The organism is Thermodesulfobium sp. 4217-1, assembly GCF_039822205.1.
In the GTDB taxonomy this organism is placed as follows: Bacteria; Thermodesulfobiota; Thermodesulfobiia; order Thermodesulfobiales; family Thermodesulfobiaceae; genus Thermodesulfobium.
In genome coordinates, this window is sequence record NZ_JBAGBW010000004.1 from 1 (window position 1) to 23,521 (window position 23,521).

Annotated in this window: 19 protein-coding genes and 1 pseudogene; 3 read left to right on the forward strand and 17 right to left on the reverse strand. The window is 34.0% G+C overall.

The genetic code is table 11. From position 1 onward, the window contains the following. Genes V4762_RS02570 through V4762_RS02600 form a run of 7 tightly spaced genes read right to left on the reverse strand, consistent with a single transcriptional unit; the run spans position 1 to position 6,330 of the window. Positions 1–720 (reverse strand): ribonuclease H-like domain-containing protein, encoded by a 720-nt coding sequence (locus tag V4762_RS02570; protein WP_347314214.1) that lies wholly within the window; start codon positions 718–720, stop codon positions 1–3. Between the two features lie 45 nt (positions 721–765). Beyond that, on the reverse strand, positions 766–1,662 hold the full coding sequence (locus tag V4762_RS02575; RefSeq protein WP_347314215.1) for a dihydrodipicolinate synthase family protein: 897 nt from the start codon (positions 1,660–1,662) through the stop codon (positions 766–768). A gap of 42 nt (positions 1,663–1,704) precedes the next feature. Next, positions 1,705–2,163: a hypothetical protein gene (locus tag V4762_RS02580; protein ID WP_347314216.1), complete on the reverse strand. Its 459-nt coding sequence runs from the start codon at positions 2,161–2,163 to the stop codon at positions 1,705–1,707. A 38-nt stretch (positions 2,164–2,201) separates the two neighbouring features. Next, positions 2,202–3,794 (reverse strand): GGDEF domain-containing protein, encoded by a 1,593-nt coding sequence (locus tag V4762_RS02585; RefSeq protein WP_347314217.1) that lies wholly within the window; start codon positions 3,792–3,794, stop codon positions 2,202–2,204. Between the two features lie 55 nt (positions 3,795–3,849). Then, on the reverse strand, positions 3,850–4,755 hold the full coding sequence (locus V4762_RS02590) for a class I SAM-dependent methyltransferase (protein ID WP_347314218.1): 906 nt from the start codon (positions 4,753–4,755) through the stop codon (positions 3,850–3,852). Positions 4,756–4,779: 24 nt separating this feature from the next. Continuing rightward, positions 4,780–5,793 (reverse strand): zinc-dependent alcohol dehydrogenase family protein, encoded by a 1,014-nt coding sequence (locus V4762_RS02595; RefSeq protein WP_347314219.1) that lies wholly within the window; start codon positions 5,791–5,793, stop codon positions 4,780–4,782. A 9-nt stretch (positions 5,794–5,802) separates the two neighbouring features. Then, positions 5,803–6,330, reverse strand: a complete 528-nt coding sequence (locus V4762_RS02600) for a hypothetical protein (RefSeq protein ID WP_347314220.1) — start codon at positions 6,328–6,330, stop codon at positions 5,803–5,805. A gap of 96 nt (positions 6,331–6,426) precedes the next feature. Here V4762_RS02600 and V4762_RS02605 point away from each other — a divergent pair, with 96 nt between their 5' ends. Then, positions 6,427–6,711, forward strand: coding sequence for a hypothetical protein (locus tag V4762_RS02605; protein WP_347314221.1), 285 nt, complete (start codon positions 6,427–6,429; stop codon positions 6,709–6,711). A gap of 46 nt (positions 6,712–6,757) precedes the next feature. On the opposite strand, the gene V4762_RS02610 is transcribed toward V4762_RS02605, so the two are convergent. Continuing rightward, complete coding sequence (locus tag V4762_RS02610; protein WP_347314222.1) at positions 6,758–9,439, reverse strand: bifunctional YncE family protein/alkaline phosphatase family protein; 2,682 nt, start codon at positions 9,437–9,439, stop codon at positions 6,758–6,760. A gap of 373 nt (positions 9,440–9,812) precedes the next feature. Between V4762_RS02610 and V4762_RS02615 the strand changes: the two are divergent. Further along, positions 9,813–11,098: pseudogene (locus V4762_RS02615) on the forward strand (MFS transporter). Between the two features lie 431 nt (positions 11,099–11,529). Then, complete coding sequence (locus V4762_RS02620) at positions 11,530–12,561, forward strand: aldo/keto reductase (RefSeq protein ID WP_347314223.1); 1,032 nt, start codon at positions 11,530–11,532, stop codon at positions 12,559–12,561. 18 nt (positions 12,562–12,579) lie between these two features. Here V4762_RS02620 and V4762_RS02625 read toward each other — a convergent pair whose 3' ends face one another. The 9 genes from V4762_RS02625 to V4762_RS02665 all read right to left on the reverse strand — a co-directional run bounded on the left by V4762_RS02625 (position 12,580) and on the right by V4762_RS02665 (position 23,483). Further along, positions 12,580–13,371, reverse strand: a complete 792-nt coding sequence (locus V4762_RS02625) for a hypothetical protein (RefSeq protein WP_347314224.1) — start codon at positions 13,369–13,371, stop codon at positions 12,580–12,582. A gap of 150 nt (positions 13,372–13,521) precedes the next feature. Then, positions 13,522–14,925, reverse strand: coding sequence for an FAD-binding oxidoreductase (locus tag V4762_RS02630; protein WP_347314225.1), 1,404 nt, complete (start codon positions 14,923–14,925; stop codon positions 13,522–13,524). Between the two features lie 68 nt (positions 14,926–14,993). After that, positions 14,994–16,133 (reverse strand): ABC transporter permease, encoded by a 1,140-nt coding sequence (locus V4762_RS02635; protein WP_347314226.1) that lies wholly within the window; start codon positions 16,131–16,133, stop codon positions 14,994–14,996. 140 nt (positions 16,134–16,273) lie between these two features. Then, on the reverse strand, positions 16,274–16,966 hold the full coding sequence (locus tag V4762_RS02640; RefSeq protein ID WP_347314227.1) for an NADH-quinone oxidoreductase subunit B family protein: 693 nt from the start codon (positions 16,964–16,966) through the stop codon (positions 16,274–16,276). Between the two features lie 9 nt (positions 16,967–16,975). Continuing rightward, a complete protein-coding gene (locus V4762_RS02645; protein WP_347314228.1) occupies positions 16,976–18,484 on the reverse strand; it encodes a hydrogenase large subunit in 1,509 nt (502 codons plus the stop codon). A gap of 4 nt (positions 18,485–18,488) precedes the next feature. Further along, positions 18,489–19,955, reverse strand: coding sequence for a hydrogenase 4 subunit F (locus V4762_RS02650; protein WP_347314229.1), 1,467 nt, complete (start codon positions 19,953–19,955; stop codon positions 18,489–18,491). 2 nt (positions 19,956–19,957) lie between these two features. Further along, positions 19,958–20,605 (reverse strand): hypothetical protein, encoded by a 648-nt coding sequence (locus V4762_RS02655; protein ID WP_347314230.1) that lies wholly within the window; start codon positions 20,603–20,605, stop codon positions 19,958–19,960. Between the two features lie 17 nt (positions 20,606–20,622). Further along, positions 20,623–21,528, reverse strand: coding sequence for a respiratory chain complex I subunit 1 family protein (locus V4762_RS02660; RefSeq protein WP_347314231.1), 906 nt, complete (start codon positions 21,526–21,528; stop codon positions 20,623–20,625). Then, positions 21,516–23,483 (reverse strand): proton-conducting transporter transmembrane domain-containing protein, encoded by a 1,968-nt coding sequence (locus tag V4762_RS02665; RefSeq protein ID WP_347314232.1) that lies wholly within the window; start codon positions 23,481–23,483, stop codon positions 21,516–21,518. Before V4762_RS02665 ends, V4762_RS02660 begins: the two co-directional genes overlap by 13 nt. Positions 23,484–23,521: the final 38 nt, after the last annotated feature.

The following is a 23,521-nucleotide window of genomic DNA, read 5'->3' on the forward strand; positions in this document are numbered from 1 at the left end:
TTAAGCCAATACATTTACTTCACACTGATTGAAATTCTCTGGCAATACCAATGAATTATTTCCGCGCGCAATATTAATCTTATTGAACAACTTTGAAAGTGAAAGAACGTCTTCAGCACAATAGAGAGCAATTTCTTCCAATTTATTAGCCTTAAAATATTCAGCGACTTGTTTACCGTCCATTTGAGTTTTGCTGTCTATATCGTTTAACATGCAAAGAGCCTTCAGGGAAGAATAAGAATTTGTAAGCAAATAAGTATCTATATGATAAAGTGTATTTCTGCTTGTATAATCTGGTCTATTATTTTCCCATTTGTCGCTGGTATCAAGATATTCTTTCAAGCCATTTTTTGCATTTTCCGACAATGCATCATAATGCTTGATGGCTCTCAGGGTAAGAATGGGCATATCAAAACTTTGCCCATTGTGAGTAACTATGACAGGATATTGTGATTTTTGTGATTTTGATTGTCTTATAGACAGATAAAAACCCGAAAAAAATTTATCAACTATTAATGATGCATTTTGGCTCACAAAGGTTTTAAAATAGAAATCGTCTGTGTCCACATTGCCAAGAACAGAAAAACAAATAGGAATATGAAATACATTTTGACTAACGAACTCGTTGTTGTCGAACTGTTTTTTATTTTTTTCTGATCCTGCTTTTTTTAGCAGATCATCATCAATAACTGTTTCAACATCTAAAAACAAATAATTCATTTTTGAAAAATGCCTCCATTCCCTAAACTCTCAAAAAACTATTTATCATACAATAGCTCTTGCCTCTTCAATAATTTTTTTAACGTTGTCGAATTGCTCATCAGTTATATTGACCCCTGGCGGATTAGTAAAGGTAGAAATATCTAACCCATTAGCTTTTACAGCAGCCTTGATGCCGGTAATGAAAAGATCAGTACACTCATACAGTCTCATTAGAACAGAAATCTTTTTTGCACATTTTTCTACTGTAACGAAATCTTTGTTTTCATAGGCTCGATGCAAACTGACAAGAAGTTTCGGATCTACATTGGCCAGGCCGCATAGCACTCCATCTCCACCTGAAACTCTATTTAGAATATAGTATTCGTCAAAACCTGATAAAACAGTAAAATCTGGCCTAATTGATTTTACCTTTTGTATCACACTTCTCGTATGGCTGATGCTGTCAACTGTGTCTTTCAAAGAAACGATATTGTAATATTTTTTTGCAAGATTTGATACTACTTCAGCAGATAACTCTGTCCCTGTCCTGGCAGGAAAATTGTATAACATAATGGGGATATCTGCCGACTGAGCAATCTTTCCAAAGTATTGTTCTGCAGCGCCCTCAGATGGTCCAAAATAATATGGCGATACAATAGTCACTCCATCTGCCCCAATTTCTCTGGAATACCTTGACATTTCAATAACCTCATTTATATTTGTAGAGCCAGTACCAATAAGAACTTTTACCCTATTATTTACCGCATTCACGACGAAAGATGCGAATTTCTTCTTTTGCTCAACCGAGAAAGAATAAAATTCACCAATGCTCCCAAGAAATAATATTCCATCTACTCCATTGTTTATGAGATTATCTATGTGAACGGCCATTTTCGCAAGATCGAAATTACCATTCCCATCTAAAATTGTAATACAAGCCGTATAAACTCCTCTAAACATAATCTCCTCCTTAATTAAACTTTATAAAAAAACTGTTAAAGACTATTTGTTTTGATTGTTCTTTATGGATTCTATTAGAAGTCTGCCAATAGTTCCTTCTTGCACATAATCCCAGGTTGGGTTATCTATGCTATCAAGGTACAAAATATCCCCGTTTTTATTATAGTCAGTAAAAGATATTATCATTATTAAATTATTTTTGAGATCCAACTTCAAATAAACAATCGTATATAAAAGCAAATCGTATCCATAAGTTGATATATTGTTAGATTTTAAAATTGAAATATAGCTGCTTTTGCCTGATCCAGAGTACAATTCTCTATAATTTACTTCAATAATATTTTTAGAAATATATTTTATGCTATCTGCATCATAAAAATATTGATTCCCATATGTGCTATCGCTTGCAAAAAATATCCAATTGCTTGCCAATGCCTGTTTACAATTAATGCTAATGGCTAAAAAAACAATTATTATTAGACCTAACTTAAGATTATTCAAACTCCACCAACTTATAGTATTTATTTAATGATAATACATTATGTGATTTTATGCATATTTTTCATCTCATACATACTTTCATCAGCATTCTTAAATGTATCGTCAAAATTGCTTGTAAATTGAGAAATTCCATAAGAAAAGGTGGTTAGAGCTTCTTCTGATGATTTTATAAATTTGTTCTTTATCCTGTTGATTATATTTGTAGCAGTATTATCAGAACAATTTCTTAATACAATTAAAAATTCATCTCCACCCATTCTAATAACTAAATCATTGTCGCGCAAATTTTGCTTAGATACATCTACAAAATCTTTCAATACTTTGTCGCCAAATACGTGCCCATATTTATCATTAATCGCCTTAAAGTTGTCAATATCAATTACAATAAATATATCTGATGAAGAAAAAACAATATTAGATAAAATATATCTGTTAAATGTGTTAGTTAACGCATCAGTGGTGTATTTATTTAGTGAAATTACCATATTCTGATATATATTCTTATAATCTTCAAGTAAAATCATCCCAAAAGCATATAAAGTTAGAGCTATGCCATATATAAAAGAATAATCTTGGGATTGCCCTATTATTAATATCAAAATACTCTTCATGATTGTCAACCAAAGAACTACAATAGGCAATATTAATTGAATTTTTTTAGCTTTTACGACAAAATATACAACTAAAGACAGATTCAGCAACAATGCCAAGTCTTTGAAATTAACTGAAGAACCCATCAGTTGTGCAGGACTGCCAATAAAAATAATATATATCAAATATAAAACAGTTAAAGAAGATGTATATTTTGACAATAGATATTTTTTAAAGCAATAATACTCTGTCCCCATTAAGAAAAATTGTGATGCTATTAGAGAAGATGATAATGTTATTTTTTTAAACATCACAAAAGAAAATGTACTTGGAGTGCCCCAATAAACAAACTCAAAAAGATATATTGAAACAAATATAAAAGATATGCCAAAATTTAAATAGATATTTTTTATTAACTGATTTTGAAACCCAAAAACTAATAAAATTATCCCAAATATTAAAATAGCACCGATACATATTAGAAAAAAATAATAGCTGATAAGGTTGTAAAGACTTTGGATTGGAGCTATCTTATCGTCCAAACCCAAATACGGAACAGACGTTATACCCGATATAGAAAAACCGCTTACTAATATTTCCAAAGTGTTATCATCTCTAATAATATTCGGATCAAAATATATTGAGTAAGTTTCATTCCAGGGTATATTGAAGACTGCTTTGTTCATATCGCCCTTTTTAAATACAAGTTTATCGTTTATTAAAACCTCAAAGCCAGCACAGTCAATGCTCTCTATGACCACTGTGTCAGCCTGAATTTTCTTAAATGTTTTTTTAAACCTTAGGATTGTGTTGTCTGGCACCTGTTCGGTATATGGCAGAACTATTTCTTTTTTAATATTGCTGGATTCTAATTCCCACTTACCTGAAAGAGAGTTATTTAAAGGTTGATAGGCATTATAAATAGCAAAATCAAATAAAAGAAATATTAAGATTCCTAGTAAAATTTTTATTACAATATTAATTTTTAAATGGTATACATCTAAAAAGTTACTTATAAATTTGAACTTATTCCAAAACATTTAACATTATACTTAAACATCCTAAAATAGGTCAAATGATTATTATCACAAAATTTTATGCTTTTTCACCTACTATGACCACAAAAGCGCCCCTCCCATAACCAGATTCAGGCTTCTGTACGTAATTCAAATCAATAACATTTCTATCAAACAGTACCTGAATAGCTCCTGCGAATCGAATGCCTATTTTATTAAAAAGCTCAATTACTTCTTCTGACGAAAAGAGTCTTGCATTCTTGTAAAAAACGCTGTTTGATTGTCTCTCTAGATACAATCTGCCAAGCTCACTTTCTTTGTCAACTATAGCAACTATTAATTTTGAACCATTTTTCAGAACTCTTTTCGCTTCCAATAAACTTTTTTCTGGATCATTTACAAAACAAATCGTTACTGCAAGGAGCACAAAATCAAATTCTTCGTCAGGAAAAGGCAAATTTTCAGCTAAGCCCTTATATACATTTATACCCCTATCTCTTGCAATTTGAGCCATTTTATCTGAAGGCTCTACCCCAAATGAGATTCCCAATGGCTTAGCAAATCGTCCACTTCCGACCCCTACTTCAAGACCTTTCCCCTCAGAAGGAACTGCCATTTTTAACGCTTCTATTTCTGACAGGTAAACAAATTTATTCTCTTCAAACCAGGATTCATATTCAGATGAGTACTCTTCAAAAACTTCTACCTTTTTCAAAAAGTCTAAATAGAAAGCTTTAGCGATCTGTAGGCTTTCAAAATCTGAAATTATAGAATTTACATTTAATTTAACTAATTTTTCTTTATACTCATCGCTAATTTTGGAACCAATCAATATATATTCGGATAAATCAATGTTTGAGAGAGTCTCTCCAGGAATTTTTTTCAAAAATTTATCATTATCAAAAATTAAATAAAAAGGCGCTTCTTCAAAATTCCCCTTAAAAATCTCACTTTCGCAGTCAGTAGCGATCAAAGCATATTTCATAAACCACTCCTCACAGTACATAATTTATTTAACAATTAAAACGCCTGCTCCCTTATATTCACCATGTTTAAGCATTGCAAGAGCTCTATTTGCATCATGAAAATCAAATTCATGCACTTTTGATACTATTGGGATGGATGATGCAATATCTAAAAATTCTCTTACATCTTTTCTTGTAATATTAGCTACGCTTTTAATTTCTTTTTCATTCCACAGATGTTCTTGATAATCAAGCTCTGGTATGAGAGACTCTTTTCTGATAAGATTTGTAACCAATCTCCCGCCCTTTTCAAGAACACCTAATGCTTCTCTTATTACATAACCTGCAGGCGTAGTGTCAATAGCACGATTTAGCCTTTTCGGGGGCGTATCTCCAGTAGTACCCACCCAATCAGCTCCCATATCTTGCGCCACCTTGCTTGCAGAATCGTCTTTTCTCCTGGTAAATACAAATACTTTTGAATTTGGATAAAGCCCTCTTATAATCTGAAGTACAATATGAGCTGAGGCTCCAAAACCGAAAAGTCCTATGCAATCGCAGTCATTCATATTCGTAAGCTTTAGCGACCTGTAGCCTACTGCTCCAGCACACAGAAGTGGTGCGGCCTGAACGTCTGAAAACCTATCGGGTATTTTATAGCAAAAATCTTCTGATATTATGCAATACTCAGCGTAACCTCCATCCACATCACATCCGGTAGCTTTAAAATCATTGCAAAGATTCTCTTCGCCTCTTTCACAAAAATAACACTTCCCACAAGCTGAATTTATCCATGCGATACCAATTCTTGCGCCAGGCTGAAATTTTGTAACATTTTTTCCAATTTCTTTAACTCTACCTACTATCTGATGCCCCAGTATAACTGGCAGCTTTGGTATAACCCTACCCTCAATCTCATCAAGCTCGGTATGACATATTCCGCAACAAGAAATCTCAACTAAGATCTCACTTTCATTTGGAAATGGGGAGCCTACTTCTCTATTTTTAAGGGGAGCATCCTCTACTTTGGAAATCTTATCTAAGACTAAGGCCTTCATTTTGATTTTTTATTTCAAAAACCTTTTAAAAAATTCATATTCTTTTTGTTGGATAGAGCCGTCTTTAATCTCTTCAATTTTCGATGTTTCATCCTTTGATCTGTTCGTAAGATTGTCATTGGCATCATAATAATAAACAGGCGAAATTCTTTGATAGGTTCCTCTCAAATAGTCGAATTTGTAGAATACTTCTTGGTGATCCACAAAGCAAGACTTTGAAAACCAACCAGTGCTATTTGCGCAGCTAAGAGATATGGCGTTATTTGAAGGAGCTTCCAATATCCATACGGTGAGAGTTTCGTTATCTTTATCTACCGTAATAGTTTCTGGATAATAGTAATAAAATACAGGATAGTATAGTCCTAAAGGAGTACTAGAAAGGTTTTTGTTCAGAGAGTCTTTTATAGGCAGCCAGTTAGAAGAAATATTTTTTGTGTCAGGATGAGGAATTAGCATCTCAGATTGTTCAGCGTATGAAATTGAAAACAAAAAAATAAATGGCAAAATAAAAATCATCATTTTTAATAAATTTTTCAAGCCTTAAACCCCCTATAAAAAAATTATTTATTAGAGTACATTATAATACAAATGTCTCATATAGCAATATAACTTAAATATTTAGGAGGAATATGTATGCCTTTGTTTGATAGCATAGATGATTTACAAAGATATTTAGATAGAAATAACAAAAACTATAAATTGAAATCAATTAGGCCAGGCCAATTTTTTTGCCATGCGATTGTTCAAGGAAACGATATCAATGTGTACACGTTTTCTGAAAAAGTAGCTCAGGAACTCTCAAAAAAGTTCAATAAAGAAATATTTTATGAAGAATATTTATTTATGTGTGAAAAATATGAACATCCTATGTCGTTAATTAAGTACTTTTCCAGTTTAAATGAAAAATTAGATATTTAGTAAATGAGCCCTATGAAATAAAATTTATCTCACAGGGCTCAACAGTCTAATTGTGATAGCTGTTGTTCATTACAGGCAAAATCTTTGCTTCAACAGGCGAAAATACTTTATTGTCGCCTGGATATGGTGAATTAAAGCCTTTCACGCTATACCATATATCTCGGTTAAAGAGATTCACACTTTGCTTGTCCTCGTCATCCATTGTAGAACCTGAAAACATCTTCTCTGAAGCCAAAGCCCACAAATATTGAAGCTTGTTGTCTGAAGTCTTCAAGGTATTTAAATCTGGATTCATCTCATCTAAGGGAATATTATTTGCCAGCACGTCATAAGGAGCAAGATTTGGCGTATTTGTGAACGCATTGTACATAGGAGTTGCGGCAGAATCCATCTGATTCATTGGCGGCAAGCCCAAGATCTGTTCTATTGTTCTTAACATATCTATCTGAGTATACATTGTATGGTCTACAAAATTTCTCTTCACGTATGGACCTATTACAAATGCTGTAGTTCTGTGACCATCTACATGATCTATCCCATTCTGCGCATCGTCTTCCACCACAAATATGACTGAATCTTTCCAGTACTTGCTATGGCTTATAGCGTCAACAATTCTACCTAAAGCAAGATCGTTATCCGCTACCATAGCCATTGGTGTAGGCAATCCTGGTTTTGTCCCCCCTGTGTGATCGTCAGGCAGAGACATAATTACAAGATTTGGCAAGTTGTTGTTTTCTATATATGAGTTAAATTGTTTCAAGAAAATATCCACTCTATACTGATCGGGTATATTTAGACAAAATGGTGGATAATCTCGAATTAAGAGCTTATCATTTGACACTACATCCGATACAGATTGAAATCTTCCAACTGAAACGTGAAGTTTACCAGTAGCCTTTCCCTCAAGGATTTGTGAGTCTTTGTACCACTCATCCCAGCTGCCAAGAGATTCTACACCTGCTCCAGTGGGAGTACGAAAATACATTACATATTCTCCAAAATTAGCCACTGACTTACCATGATTCACTGCATCCTCCCAAATAAAACCCGATGAAAGATAGGCTAAACTATCTCCGCCATCATTTGGATAGCTTCTTGGAAAATCACCGAATTGCCTTTCTACATAATCAGGGTCTAAACCTTGATCGGTCCATTGATGCCCATCAGCAGAAACTGAGCCACTGCAATAAAAGTTATCAAATAGGATAAAATCACTTGCTAAAGCATGTTCGTTTGGGGTAGCTTTTTCGCCAAATACCACCAGGTTTGGGTCACCATTCCCTTCTTTCATATCACCAAGTACCTGATCGTATGGCCTATTTTCCTTAATAATATAAAAAACATGTTTTATAGCAGATGATTCACCTAAATCAGAAGGTATTGCGACAGGACCTGAACTGTATTGAACCTTAGGGTTATCTTTCATCAAACGGCCCCAATTATTATTTTCATATACCTGTTTTGTAAAGTTAGATAAGGCAGTATCGTCGGGATACTTTACGATAGATATACTTCCAAGCCATGCGTATACTGAATGTCCAAAAAATTGTTTTGAATGGGCAAATGGCACCTCATTACCCAGGGATCCGACACCTTTAATATTTGCTACTACAATACTATTTAGCGCTTTATCAATAGCGATATCACCAGGATACCACCCTGTAGGAATTAGACCGTCAAATTTTACCGCTTCGTTTTCCCCATTCCAATCATAAACATCTACAGCATTATTGGAACCAAGGCTAACATATAATTTATTTTCAGATGAAATTGCGATTGCATTTGGTTGACTGCCAAATATAGAGTTTGGATACGGATGAATACTGATAGTCTTTACTACTGTTAGAGACTTCTTGTTTATAACTGAAATCGTATCGCTATTGGTATTGGTTACAAAAATATCTTCTTTGTTCTGACACATTGCGGTAGGCTGCAAACCTACAGCAATATTTGTTATTACTGAATCAGTGTTAAGATCTATCACAGAAACCGTGCCAGTGTTAGCTGCCCCAGTAGCGGGATTTGAAACTATTGAAGCTCCACTCGAATAATTCGTGTAATCACCAGCTGTGGCGACCCTTCCTCCCTGATTTGTAACAAAAGCTAAGTTTGAGTCAATTAAGATTGTATATGGGGCGTTACCAACCTGAACCTCACCTATAAACTTGTCATTTGAAAGATCTATTATGCCTACTGAATTGTTCCTGCTCAATGCTACGTATAATTTAGAGTTGTCAGGTGAGATAGCTAGTCCGCCTGGATCGGCGGTATTGCCGTCTACGTTGTTTGACAATTCTATTGTCTTGTGTAAAGTTAAAAGCCCTTCATTATCCACATTAAAATCAAGAATTTTTCCATCGCTGAAAGAGACATATAACTTAGAGCCATCTTTTGAATAAACTATTCCAGTATAAGAACCGCCTCTTTCACTTTTTGACAGGCTGACATTCTGGATTACCTTGTCTTCATCTAAATTTATTACCACTATTGGAGAATAACCTGGAGTAAAGTTCTCTGGGTATCCCCCCACATTCGCTACAGCAGTTTTGCCATCTGGGCTTATAGCAATAGCATTGGGTCTACCAGAAAAAAGCACTTGCTCTCCTGCAGGAGTCAAATTCTGATCTGTAGGAACAGAATTTGAACTTCCAGCAAATGAAGAGGATTGAAAAAATATAAATTGCAAAAGCAAAATAACAACTGCAAAACATAAAAATGATTTTCTCAATGTCCCAACCTCCCTTTTTGATATTTAAATAAATATTAAATTAAAATTGTTAACAAAGTGTAAATGTAAAGTTAATCATAAGTTAAAAAATATTCAAGAAGACTATATAATTTTTATCAAAATACATTAATTATATTTTAACAGATTATTAACAAGCAATTAACATGATTTTTTTTAATATTATCACTAATATCAACTAGAGAAAGGAGGAGAAATTGAATCTTTTGTAATAATTTATTCTAACTTTTGGGAGGTATTAGTGGATAATATTGACTTTGATTCAAGAAAAAATGTTAAAGAAAATACAGTTTCAGAGGCTCTAAATACTTCAAGTTTTAGCCTGTTTCATCTTAAAGCACTTTTTGCTTCTGGAATGGGGTTTTTTACCTGTGCTTATGATCTTTTTATTATTGGAACAGCGTTGGTCCTCATAAAAGATGAATGGCACTTATCTAGTAGCGCAATCGGTCTTATAGGTTCTATATCACTGATAGCCACATTTGTAGGAGCATTCGTTTTCGGAAGACTTGCAGACATACTTGGAAGAAAATCAATTTATGGCTTAGAAGCAATCCTTATGACCGTGGGATCAATATTATCTGCTATTTCCCCAAATGTAATGTTCTTGCTAATTTCAAGAGTTATTTTAGGCTTAGGAATAGGTGGAGATTATCCTCTTTCTGCTACTCTTATGAGTGAATATGCGAATACAAAATCTCGGGGAAGATTAGTAAGTATTGTCTTTTCAGCCCAAGCGCTCGGTTTGGTGATTGGACCAGCTGTAGCGCTTACACTTTTAGCAGCAGGAGTCAATCATGATCTCGCTTGGAGAATTATGCTAGGCCTTGGCGCTCTGCCAGCAATGTCAGTTATTTATATTCGTAGAACTCTTCCTGAATCACCTCGCTGGATAGCAAGGGTTAAAGGAGATGCTAAAAGGGCTGCAAATGAACTAGCCTCATTTAGTCTGGGGACTGCAATATCAAATGGTAAAGATAATATTGTAAAAGCTCCACTTTCAAAATATATTTTTACCTTAATTGGCACTGCTGGAACATGGTTTGTGTTTGACTTCGCATATTATGGAAATGCAATATCAACTCCACTAATCATGAAAGAAATAGTTCCACACGCAAATATTCTTGCATCCACAGCTATGAGCTTAATTCTATTTTCAGTTGCAGCTGTTCCTGGATATATCTTAGCATTGCTTACAGTCGATCAAATTGGTCACAAAAGACTTCAGATTATAGGTTTTGCGCTTATGGGATTGATGTTTTTTATAATAGGAGCCTTCCCATTCCTCACACAATCAATAGCAATATTTTTAACACTGTATGGTTTGTCATATTTTTTGCAGAATTTGGTGCAAACACCACCACCTTTTTGTTAGCAGCAGAAGTATTTCCTGTAAATCTAAGAACTACTGGACATGGTTATTCTGCTGGAGTAGCAAAGATTGGAGCATTTATTGGTGCGTTCATATTCCCAATAATCTTAAAAACTTTAGGTTTAGACAAAACACTTGTTTTGACATCAGCATTTTCAATAGTTGGAATATTGCTTACATTAGCGTTCATAACTGAACCAAGCGGTAAATCATTAGAAGAAGCTAGTAACGAAGCAAGCCACATAGTTGATGCTGAAGCTAAAATATAAGTAAATTTACAACCGAGTCATATATATTTATGGCTCGGTTTTTTGTAATACATTTATAGTTCTAGGATTTATCATCGGCTCCCAGCAACCAGAAGGCATGTTTGTAGCTATATATTTGCCATCTTGTAGGGGCTCAAATATTAGAGTATTAGGATCTAATATGCAATTGTAAATTCATTAATAAAAAAACATGACTTGACATTTTTAACCCTTTAAATAAATTTTTGCTTAATAATTTAGTATAACAATTTTTTTGGCATTAAGGATAATTCTAAGACTATTATTAGTTTTTACATTATTTGGAGTTTTTGATTGAGCCCTACATATAAACAATATCATATTAAATTAATCAAATATTTTTATAATAACAATTTATATTTTAGTGATATAATAAACTTAATAAAAAATATTTTTCAAATGGAGGAATATTTATGGAGTACAAAATTTTTGGAAAAACTGGTCTTAGGGTTTCTTCTCTATGTCTTGGGACAATGACTTTTGGATCAAATTTCTATAATATCGGCGCAGTCGATCAAAATCTGGCAGATCAGATAGTCGCAAAATCTCTTGAAGCTGGAATAAATTTTATAGATACTGCTGACGTATACTCGTATGGTGAATCTGAGATTATCCTTGGCAAATCCTTGAAAAATCTTTCTGTAAATAGAGAAAAGGTAATAATCGCAACCAAAGTTAAGGGCGCTATGAGCAAGGAGGCGTTGCAGGGGACAAGCGATTTAAACAACGTAGGTTTATCAAAAAAGCACATAATAGAGGCATGCAACAATAGTCTAAAAAGGCTGGGAACTGATTATATTGACTTATATCAGATTCACGGCGTAGATCTCATTACCTCACTATTGGAAACGCTTGAAGCATTGGATATCTTAGTAAAACAGGGCAAGGTAATCTACATTGGCTGCTCTAATTTAGCGTCAAGACACATTATGAAGGCACTGGCAATTTCACAATTAAAGAATCTTTCTTCATTTGTCAGCCTGCAAGCGTACTATTCGCTTCTGGGTAGAGACCTTGAACATGAGCTTTTACCACTTTGCATAGAAGAGAGTCTTGCACTTATGACCTGGTCACCTCTATCAGGAGGATTTTTGTCAGGAAAATATACCAGGGACAATCCAAAACCACAGGGAGCAAGACGTAGCGCATTTAACTTCCCACCGATCAATGAAGAAAAAGCTTATGACACTATAGATGTTTTACTTGGAATCGCCAAAGAAAGAGGCGTATCCCCTGCACAAGTAGCTCTTGCGTGGCTCTTGCACCAAAGAGGCGTAACATCGGTTATTATAGGCGCAAATAAAATGAATCAGTTAGAAGATAACATAAAATCAGCAGATCTAAAACTTACCAAAAATGAAATTGATATGCTCTCAGAAGTAAGTGCAGTTAAAGAAATCTACCCAAACTGGATGATAACAAGACAGAACTCAAATAGATCATAAATTTTTATTAGCTTTTTATCATCGAAAAACTCTTAAAACATTAAACGTTTTTTTAATAAAAGCATCTTTTTCGGAGTGATTAGAATTTTTTGGAACCTCTATCACCTCGAAATTCCAATATGGAGAAGAAGTTGTATCTAAAAATCTACCATTCAGATATTTATCTGAATAAGCATCTTGGCTTTGTTTGCCAGTGTACCAGCATCCGTAAGGGTATACAGTACCGTTTGATACAAGCCTTGTTCCAGTTAGCATAGAACACGAAACGTTATTATCGAGTTGTAATAAAAATCCCCATTCATTATCCTCTTCCTTTGGTGCATTTAATTTTATCCCATCAAGAGATTTGTTTAACTTCAGCAAAACGATGTTCTTATTAAATGGGTTAATATCGCAAGCCATGACACCTTTGAAAGCCGTCGTGAAGCATGGATCGAGTATTTGATTCTCTGACATGCACCTGAAAGCCATTTTATTATGATCATCTGCGACAGATGATATCCAGCAAAATCCAGACAAGATCTTTGAACTTTCAGGAAAGGCATCCAGAGACTCATAATTAATTATTACTGTTTTATGAGGAATTTTGTTTAAATCATGTCCAAACCAATTTTTCCATGCCAGTGAATTAAGAACAGCCTTGTCTGAAAGTAAGGGCTCTTGTGTATCAAATGCTTTAGCTTGAGCGTCAGTCGGCTTGCTTTCTAACTTTGCAGCTTCTTTTTTGTCTATAGGTTTATTTACAAATAATAAGAAAATAGCGACGATAAATATTGCAGCTGAGAACAATATGACAATACTTTTTTTCATATTCTGCGCTACTCTCCCCTTTCGAATTATATATCGTGAAATTTAGAAATTAAAAAAATGCACATATCATTTAACAAAAAATCATCAGCTAATTAATAATATTTTAAACCTATTTAAACATATTATGAACCAATTTTTGCGTCAATCTTTTCACACGTAATCAACTTTTATATCTTTAGTTTTCAGTATCTTATTCGGATTCATTATGTTTTGTGGGTCAATTGAATTTTTTATATCAGAAAAAAACCTCATACCTTCTTTTTTAAATTCTCTTTCCATAAACTTTGCCTTTACTACTCCTATTCCGTGCTCTCCGGTAAGCGTTCCACCAAGCTCTATACAATAATCAAAGATCTCACTAACTGCCTTTTCTACTTTTTCCATTTCTACTTTGTCCCTTTTGTCTGTAAGAAGAATTGGATGCATATTTCCGTCGCCCACATGGCCACAACTGCCTATAAGAAGGTTGTATCTCTCTTTAATCTCATGAATTCTTTTTATCATCAATGGCACTTTACTTCTGGGGACTGTAGCGTCTTCAGTAATCGCAGTAGGCCTTAGTCTTGCCAAAACAGGAAACAAAGACCTTCTTGCCTGCATCAGTCTATTTCTCTCAGTTTCATTCTTTGCTACTTCTATTGACCTGGCGCCCGCCTTTGAACAAACCTCTTCCACGATTTTGGCTGATTTTTCGACGTCCTCTGGCTCACCGTCCACTTCTATTAATAGGAGCGCTTCGATATCTCTTGGCAAGCCAATCTTGTTAAAGTCTTCAATTGCATTTATCGATACCTTATCCAATAGCTCCATAGTGGATGGTATAACCTTGTTTTCAATAATTTTGGCCACTGCAATGCCAGCTGATTCAATCTCATCGAACATCACCAGCATTGTCTTTATCATTTTTGGCGGATAAATTAGCTTTAGCATTATCTTTGTAATTATCCCCAATGTGCCCTCTGAACATACGAAAAGGTGAGTCAGGTCAAAACCTGGAGCACCTCTAAGCGAAAAACTGCCCGTCTGAACTATATCCGAATTTGGCAGGACAAACTCTAAACCTATAACGTAATTTTTTGTTGTTCCATATTTCAATCCCCTTAAACCTCCCGCTCCCTCTGCCACACAGCCACCAATCGTGGCCACAGAAAGACTGCCCGGATCTGGAGGATAGAACAAGCCCTTTTTTGCAACCTCAGCATCTAAAACAGCAGCTATCACGCCTGGCTCTACAACAGCTATCATATTTTCTGTGTCGATATCTAATATTTTGTTCAGTCTGCTTAGCTCCAGAACTACTCCACCATCAGTAGGTATTGGACCTCCGCTAATACTGGTACCCGAACCCCTTGGATAAAGATTGACATCGTATTTTCTGGCTACCTTTACCACTTCTGAAACTTGATTTGAGTTAGATACTATTACTACCATGTCTGGTACTTTATGTAGCTGCGTAGCATCATAGGAATACACAAAAATATCTGCATAATCAGTGAGCACGTTTTCTTTCCCGACTATATCTTCCAATTCAGTTAAGACATTTTTTGGTATCATTTTTCTCACCTCTAATTGAGTTTTACAACTTTTTTAAAATATTGTCAAATTGTTATTAGAGGGTGAGTTTATCTTTGTAAGATAACAGCTGGGTCAAATGAACTGGCTTTCAAAGCTGGCCTAATACCTGAGATTAATGCAATTACAGTAGAAAAGCAAAAAGCTATCAGAAATAGAAATGGGCTTACAGAAATAGGTATTCCAGTAAAGCTGTTCAATGCGATCGAACAAATTGTGCCAAATATTGTGCCAAAAAAGGCACCAATCAAACTTATTACAAATATCTCAAGAAAAACCTGTACTATAATTTGAAATTTAGTAGCTCCAAATGCTCTCCTGAGCGCAATCTCTTTCTCCCTTTCAGAAATTGAGGCCTGCATAATATTTGATACTACCACAGAACCGATAATCAAAGATATTAAAACTGCTACAACTAAAAATATATTCATTGTCAAATTAATATTGTTCAGAAATTGAATTATCTGGTCAGGAGTAATTATAGTAAAATCATCTGGCAGCCCGTTATAAATTTTGTGATTTCTTCTTAAAATATTGCCAATGTCAGGTACTGAAGAAGTTATATACGACTGTTTTTCAAATTTTATCCTGATTGAAGAGAGATAGGTCTCATTTACCATTCTCTTGAGCATTGTTTTCAATGGAATAATGATTCTGTTGTCTCTATCGTTGCCATGGGGAGATGTGCCTTCTGGGCTTAATATTCCTATGACTATAAAAGGTGTGTTTTCTATTCTGATAGTCTTTCCAATAGGATTTTCACCCAAGAATAGGTCGTTTGCGACCGTCCTACCTAATACAGCTGCCCTTCTCATGTGAAAATCTTCATTGTGAGTGAAAAATCTTCCTTCTATTACGTTCCAATCCCATGTATCTGGCCAGGATGCATTGGAACCTGAAACTGTGGTATCGATATTTTGATCCTTATACTTAGCATTCATTGTGCTATTGAAAGCTGGCGATAAAGATTCAATGCCATTGATCTGAGATCTAATTGTATCTACGTCCTTTAGCGTAAGCGTGGTAGATCGCTCGAAAGGCTGCCCGGGTTGCCTTTTACCACCAGCAAGAATTACGATTGATTTTGGTCCAAATTTTTGAAGCAGATTGCTTACCTGTTCTCTTGCGCCCAGGCTGATAGATGTAATCAAAGTAATGACCAAAATGCACAGTGCAATGCCAGAGCTCATAATAACAACCTTTAAAATCTGTTTCAGATTTATTTTTACTGTAGATAAAAGAATTCTTAAAATCATACAGTTATGTAATTATAAATACTAAATTTATCATACTAAATATTTTATAGTAAGAAATTAAAAAAGATATAAATTTATTTTATTCTGCCCAACGCCTTTAAAATACCTTTAATTATCAATAAAGGATTTGGTGGACAACCAGGAATATAAACGTCTATAAAATCATTGTCTGGTAAATTGTTTTTTGCATATTCAGAAACAAAGATATTATTGCCGCATGCACAATTACCAACTGCAATAACAATATAGGGTTTAGGAATAGCAACTATAGTATCCAGAAATGGTTTTTCCATATTTCTTACTATTGATCCAGTAAATAGGATTACATCAGCATGTTTTGGAGATGCCACAAAGCTGATGCCATATTGATCAATATCATAAAACGAATTTGAGGTAGCATTCACTTCAAAAAGACATGCATTGCACTCTCCTGTATCCACATATCTAATATGAATCGAATCTTTAAATTGTTTTCTAAACATTTCAATATTTTTAGAATTTTCGTTTATGATTATGGGTCTCTCAATAAGTTCAATGGCTCCAAATGTACAAGTATCAAAGCATAGTCTGCAGTTAGTACACTTTATATTATTAATTTCTTTATCTTTATCTATGGCATGAGATGGGCATCTTTCGACGCACAAATTGCAATTGGTTGGACACATAGAAGCGTCTATAGATGGAAAATCTTTAAATGACTCAGATAATTCATCAATCGACTTTGTAACCACATTTGTTCTTAACAGACGATTTAAAACTTTAAACAATATATCCTCCTACCTGTCACAAGATGAGTAGCATAACTCAAAGCTCTTATTTATTAGCGGAAAATCTGGAATAATATTCTTCGGAATACATATTGGCAAGACCATCCAATTTCTGTGAGAAGCAGAACGAATATGAATTCTAAAAATTTTACCAAAGTCGTCAAGCATAACCCAATGCAAGGCTGTACCTCTTGGGGTTTCTGTAATTCCTATGCCTGTATTGGTTTTAATTTTTTCAAGTAAATCTGTAAAAAAGGCTTTATTATCTAATTTTTTAATATTTTCATAACACTGTTTTATTATCTTGAAAGATTCAATAGACTCTTCATATCGTTGGACAAACCTACAGTAAACATCTCCTTCAGTTTGATAAGGGATATTGAATTTTAAATCTGGATATACAGAATATCCAATATCTTTCCTGGTATCAAAATTTATCCCAGAAGCCCTTAATGCTACTCCAGTAGCCCCCATTTCTGACGCTACATCTTTAGGTAGCACTCCAGTGGTAATAAATCTATCTAATAAGAGCTCATAACCTCTTATAGATTCGAAAAGCTCTATTAACTCGTGTTCAATAGCATCCAGTTTGACAAACATTTCATCATCAAAGAGCATGCTCCTGTTCAAGCCTCCAGGACATATAATTCCACGAAGATATCTGTGCCCAAAATATTTAAAGTTTAATTGTTGAAGTCTCTCTTTTAAAATAGCTCCCCTGCTCACTGCAAAGTGAAAGCCCACACCAGCACACATATTGCCTATATCGCCTATGTGATTGTATAGCCTTTCAAGTTCGAGTATTATCACCCTTGAAAATTCGGAGTATTTAGATGTATGCAAATCGTAAATATTTTCAATAGCCTTTGAAAAAGCATAACCATGAGACACAGAGCTAACACCGCACAATCTCTCGATATGAAAAAGCGCATCGTTTATGTCTAAGCCCTCTAATCTCTTTTCTATACCCCTGTGAGTAAAAAAGAGTTGGGCCTGCAAATTTATCATGTCTTCTCCAAAAACAAAAAATCTAAAATGGCCAGGTTCAATTATCCCAGCGTGAATTGGACCAACAGGAACTTGAAAAATGCCCTCACCTTTTACAGGGATAAAATTAAAATCTTTAGCAATTCCACGATCAACCTTTTTATCAACAAAATCTTTTCTCATTAGGAATATGTCCTTAGGCCAGTCAGGAAAATTGATAACAGGCCTTAAGTCAGAGTGATCAATAGGTTTTATTCCAAATGTGTCAAATATTTCTCTTTCAAGCCAGTTAGCTGATGGAAAATACCTTGAGATAGAATTATATGAAGACTGATCAGAGTTAACAAAAAAAGATAATTCGACGATATCACCATTTTTCATAAGAAAAATCGCATATATTTTAAAATTATTGCTAACCGATCTCTCATCATTTGCAAAAATTGTCAGAAGTTGAGCGCCAGAACTTCTCAAGCTAATAATTTCATTGTCTAAGCTTTCATTTGTAGTGGTAACCAATATATAATTTTTCATAATTTCAAATACCTCTCATAAAATATTCAACAATTTTTGAAATAATATTTATAGAAGGTGTAAGAAAACAGCCAGTAATTATTAGAATAATAATAGGAATAGAAAGAAAAATATGTTGCAGACCAATGCGCTCTTTAAACTTAAAATCTGGTCTTTGATTGCTAAAATACATTTTCCCTAAATAATACATAAACGCAGCAAATACGGTAGCTATTAAAGTAAGATAGACTATACCTGGAAAAAAACCAAATTTTTGAAAAATAGCATACGCGATGTACATCTCACTTAAAAAAAGTCCAAATGGAGGAGATCCAGCAATAGCTAACAATACACACAAAAATATTATTGAAGTAATTGGCTTTGTTTGACCGATTCCTTTTAATCTTGCAATGTTATTGCTGCCATATCTTTTAACAATAGATCCTGTACTTAAAAACAGCGTTGACTTTCCAATAGAATGATTGAACATATGAAGTATTGCGCCAAGCACTCCAAAAAAATTCCCTAAACCAAAACCTATCAGAATTATGCCCATATGTTCGACGCTCGAATATGCGAAAAGTCTTTTTATGTCGCGTTGAGTCAAAATAAAAGGTACTGAAAATATCATTGAAAGAGCCCCAAAACCTAATAGCAGATTACTGGAAAAACCACTGCCAACCGCTGAGGAAAGCAATAAATGATGTCTCAAAATTGCATAAACAGCACAGTTAAGCAAAACACCTGAAAGAAGAGCGCTTATTGGAGCTGGAGACTGCCCGTGTGCGTCTGGAAGCCATGTGTGCATAGGAAAAATTCCAGCTTTCGTTCCATATCCAACCATAATAAATATAAATGAAATTTTCATCAAATTTGGGTCCAGATTTTTTCCATATGAAATAAGCTTGAACCAGTTAAGAGTTTCAACGCCATTGAATAGTGAGATTTGTTCTGCTTGATATATTAAAATCAATCCAACGAGCGCAAATGCAATTCCAACTGTACAAAGAATGATATATTTCCATGCAGCTTCAAGAGATGCCCTTTTTCTGTAAAAGCCAACCAGCAATGCTGATATTACAGTTGTTGCTTCGATGGATACCCATATTAAGCCGAGATTTTGACAAAGAACTGATAAATACATTGTGCAGACAAATAATAATAATAGTACATAAAATGGTTTAACATAACTTTTTTTCATTTCATTTATTTCGATATCTCTATTCACATAGCCAATAGATGAAATTGAGCATATAAGGCTGACTATGGCGATTACCAGAACAAATGGGACTGAAAGAAGATCGATAGCAAATATATTTGATAAGAAGAGTATTTTGCCTGATGTTAAAACATAAAAACATGATATGAATGCCAATAAGCTCATTAATACAATTGCACAAGATGCAATCCATTGAGTTATCTTGGTTTGTTTTGGCAAAACACAGAAAAAAGAAAATATTATCGGTATTAAAACTATAAATAAGAGTATCACGATTAGCCCTTCAATTCAGTTAGATTTTCAGTATCTGTCGACTCGAAAAGACCATGAATATAATTGGTCATAATTCCCATTACGAGAACCCCAACAAGTAAATCAAAAAAGGTTCCAAATTCGAAAATCAGAGGCATTCCATTTGTAAGGGAGACAGAATATAAAAATATTCCGTTTTCCATAACGATTATTCCTATAATCTGACATAGAAGAGCACGATGACTTAGCATATAAAAACATCCGATCAAGATCGACGAAATTGCAAAAAATGAATACCCAGAACTTAAATGAGATGTGCTGAAGAAGCCTGAAGAGTTCAAAACTTGAGAAAACCCAATAAGAAATATCCCTATCAATAAAGAAAGACCCTGTGACATATTCATAGGAACGAGATCGTTTGATCTAAGTTTTTTGTTAACACGAAGGATTATAAAGGGAAGAAAAACGACCTTCACACAGAAGGTTAATATAGCAGCGATAGCCGAGTGAAAAAGATTGAAATCATAACCCAAAGAAATCATCGGAATGCCTATCATTAGAATGCTTAGTGACAAAGACTGCAAGATCAATAAATATACGCTTTTTGTCACATTTCTTGTTTGCAACATCCACAATGCAGATATAAGAAAAATAAAACTTAAAAAGTCCAAAAATATGCCTCCTAAAATTATTTTATAAAATATATTAAAATTGCAAGAACACCCAGTATGCCAGTAGCAAAGAAAAATCCAGGCAATTTGAAAAGTCTCATCTTAGGAACGATAGATTCAATAAATGCTATTAAAAAGACAGTAAGAAGAAATAATAAAAACTTTATAAAAATAGCCAAAACAAAATTTTCTATATTAGGGGAGAAAATACTTACGAATAAAGCAATTAAAATAAATTGCTTTAACATAGATGCATAGTGAAAAATTCCCAAAAGAGGGCCAGAATATTCAAGAATCATTCCTTCATGAACCATGCTAAGCTCTAAATGGGTATCAGGATTGTCTACTGGCAATCTTGAAGACTCTGCTATTACAATTATAAACATAGAAATGCTCAGCAAAATCCCTGGAATAGACCATCCAGATGAAAGCATGCTATTAAGATTATACGAAAGGACACTTAACGAAAGAGCAAACAAGACTATAGAGAAAACTGGCTCAGAAAGAGCTGATATCATCATTTCTCTGCTAGAACCCATGCCTCCAAAACTCGAACCTGATTCCATTCCAGCCAATGCAATAAAAAATCTCGCTACTCCAAAACAATATATAAATGTAATAAGGTCATATCCCGAACCATTTTTAAAACCAAGAAAGGGGAACAAAACACAAGCGCTTAGGTATGAAGCAAAGACAATAAAAGGAGCAAAAATGGATATTATCGATGAATTTTCAGAGATTGTCGATTCCTTTTTAAAGAATTTTAAAAGGTCTCTATATGGCTGAAATACAGACGCCCCCTTCCTGGATTGGAAATATGATTTTATTTTCCTAATAATCCCACTTACAAGAGGAGAAAAAACCAATGCAATAATAACTTGAATTATTGAAACCAAAATTAATGATGGATTTATCGATACCATAACAAAAGCACCACCAATGTAATAAATATATATGCAAGATAAAAATGCACATAACCGCTTTGAAGAAATCTCATTTTAATAGAAAAATTTAATATAAATTTTCTTATTGGGCTATATAAATAAGTAGTAAATGGAGGCTTTAAATCCTCAGAGAATAAAATATCCAATGGCTTAGCAGGATTAAGCGTGATCTTTCTATGTGGTCTCAGAAAAAATGAATAAGTTCGCCTTATTGGTTGAGAAAAAGACGCAGCAGTATATTCCATCTTAGAGTTTAAGCTAATGCCGCATCCCCATGTGGGGACCTTTCTAATCTCAAATAGTCCAAAAATTTTACCAAAAATTATAGATAAACTAAAGAATATTCCAAAAATTATAAAAAATAAAAGATTTGTCGTTTGAAAATAGACAACATTAAAATTTGAATCTATCTGTAACAGTATTTTAGAAATATAAAAAAGTATATTGGAAGCTAATAAACCGAGTAATATACAGCTAAAGGCAAGTATAGCTTCTGGTAGGATAATCATCAGATTTGGCTCCTTTGCATTCTTTGCTTCAGATGAGCGCGGCAAAGCCAAAAATGATACAGAAAAAGCCTTTACAAAACAAGCAGCAGCAAGTGCACCAGTTAAAATTAATGCTACAGGAGACAATATAGCAAAAAGCTTCCAGTAAGAATGCGCAAAGTAAGACAGATTTAGCATCGAAATATATATTTGATATTCGCTAGCAAACCCATTAAGGGGAGGGATAGCTGAAATTGCCAATGATCCAATCAAAAAAGATAAAGCAGTTTTAGGCATATTTTTTATCAATCCACCATAATGCTCCATATCTCGTGTTCCGATTATTTTACTAATCGAACCTGCAGAAAGGAAAAGCAAGCTCTTGAAAACAGCATGGTTCAAAACATGAAACAAAGAAGCGCAGTAGGCAATAGCAGCAAAAGTATATAGAGACATTGATGAGAAAATCGCACCTAAACCGACTCCCATAAAGATTATCCCAATATTTTCAACACTATGATATGCTAAAAGTTTTTTAATATCGTGCTCCATCAAGGCATAAAGAACGCCGATCAAAGACGATGCTATCCCAATGAAGAGTATAACACTCCCCCACCAGATAGGGCCCACACCCAGCATATCGATTACAAATCTAAAAATTCCATATATAGCAGTCTTGATCATAACAGAACTCATCATCGCAGATACATTGCTCGGTGCAGAAGGATGTGCCATTGGAAGCCAGATATGCAAAGGAACAATACCAGCTTTTGTTCCAAAGCCTATCAGAAAGCATAAGAAGATAATGGATTTAGAAAACATGCTCATATGCATAGCAGCAATCTTCATAGCATCAAAGCTTAATCCATTTGAAAATGTCCCCCAATACAAGAGCCCAGAGATAATAAAAACAGTTCCAAAATGAGTCATAAATATATAAAAAAATCCAGCTTTTCTAACATGCTGATGCCTGTATTCAAAAGTTACAAGAAAATAAGAAAGAATGCTCATTAACTCCCAAAAAATCAAAAATGTAATCGAGTTAGAAACCAAAAACAAAATTGACATCGAACAAATAAATAAATTATAAAAAAAGGAAAATTTAGCGATATTGTCGTTTAGATAAGACTTCATGTATTCCAAAGAATATATCATAATCAAAAAATTGATTGCAGAAAGAATTAAAAGAAAAAAGGCGCAAAGCTTATCAAAATAAAATTGCAGCACTATATTTGGAGCAATAACTAAAAGATTAAACAAAATTGGATTTGGCAATAAAAATATAAAAACGCCCGACATAAAACCAAGAGCTGAAGCAGTTAAACCAAAATATGAACCGATTTTCAAAGATAGCGTTTTATTTTTTGAAAAAGCAAGTGGCACAATTGCACCTAAAATATAAAAACCGACTGAAAGATAGAATAAGATAAAACCTAAATCAATCATTAAGATAAATCACTCCAATAAATCATTAATTTGTTTTT

Bases quoted from the DNA above. Each gene is read 5' to 3' on its own strand.
- V4762_RS02570 (WP_347314214.1), bottom strand. From the start codon at position 720: ATGAATTATTTGTTTTTAGATGTTGAAACAGTTATTGATGATGATCTG.
- V4762_RS02575 (WP_347314215.1), bottom strand. From the start codon at position 1,662: ATGTTTAGAGGAGTTTATACGGCTTGTATTACAATTTTAGATGGGAAT.
- V4762_RS02585 (WP_347314217.1), bottom strand. From the start codon at position 3,794: ATGTTTTGGAATAAGTTCAAATTTATAAGTAACTTTTTAGATGTATAC.
- V4762_RS02590 (WP_347314218.1), bottom strand. From the start codon at position 4,755: ATGAAATATGCTTTGATCGCTACTGACTGCGAAAGTGAGATTTTTAAG.
- V4762_RS02595 (WP_347314219.1), bottom strand. From the start codon at position 5,793: ATGAAGGCCTTAGTCTTAGATAAGATTTCCAAAGTAGAGGATGCTCCC.
- V4762_RS02605 (WP_347314221.1), top strand. From the start codon at position 6,427: ATGCCTTTGTTTGATAGCATAGATGATTTACAAAGATATTTAGATAGA.
- V4762_RS02620 (WP_347314223.1), top strand. From the start codon at position 11,530: ATGGAGTACAAAATTTTTGGAAAAACTGGTCTTAGGGTTTCTTCTCTA.
- V4762_RS02625 (WP_347314224.1), bottom strand. From the start codon at position 13,371: ATGAAAAAAAGTATTGTCATATTGTTCTCAGCTGCAATATTTATCGTC.
- V4762_RS02630 (WP_347314225.1), bottom strand. From the start codon at position 14,925: ATGATACCAAAAAATGTCTTAACTGAATTGGAAGATATAGTCGGGAAA.
- V4762_RS02635 (WP_347314226.1), bottom strand. From the start codon at position 16,133: ATGAGCTCTGGCATTGCACTGTGCATTTTGGTCATTACTTTGATTACA.
- V4762_RS02645 (WP_347314228.1), bottom strand. From the start codon at position 18,484: ATGAAAAATTATATATTGGTTACCACTACAAATGAAAGCTTAGACAAT.
- V4762_RS02660 (WP_347314231.1), bottom strand. From the start codon at position 21,528: ATGGTATCGATAAATCCATCATTAATTTTGGTTTCAATAATTCAAGTT.
- V4762_RS02665 (WP_347314232.1), bottom strand. From the start codon at position 23,483: ATGATTGATTTAGGTTTTATCTTATTCTATCTTTCAGTCGGTTTTTAT.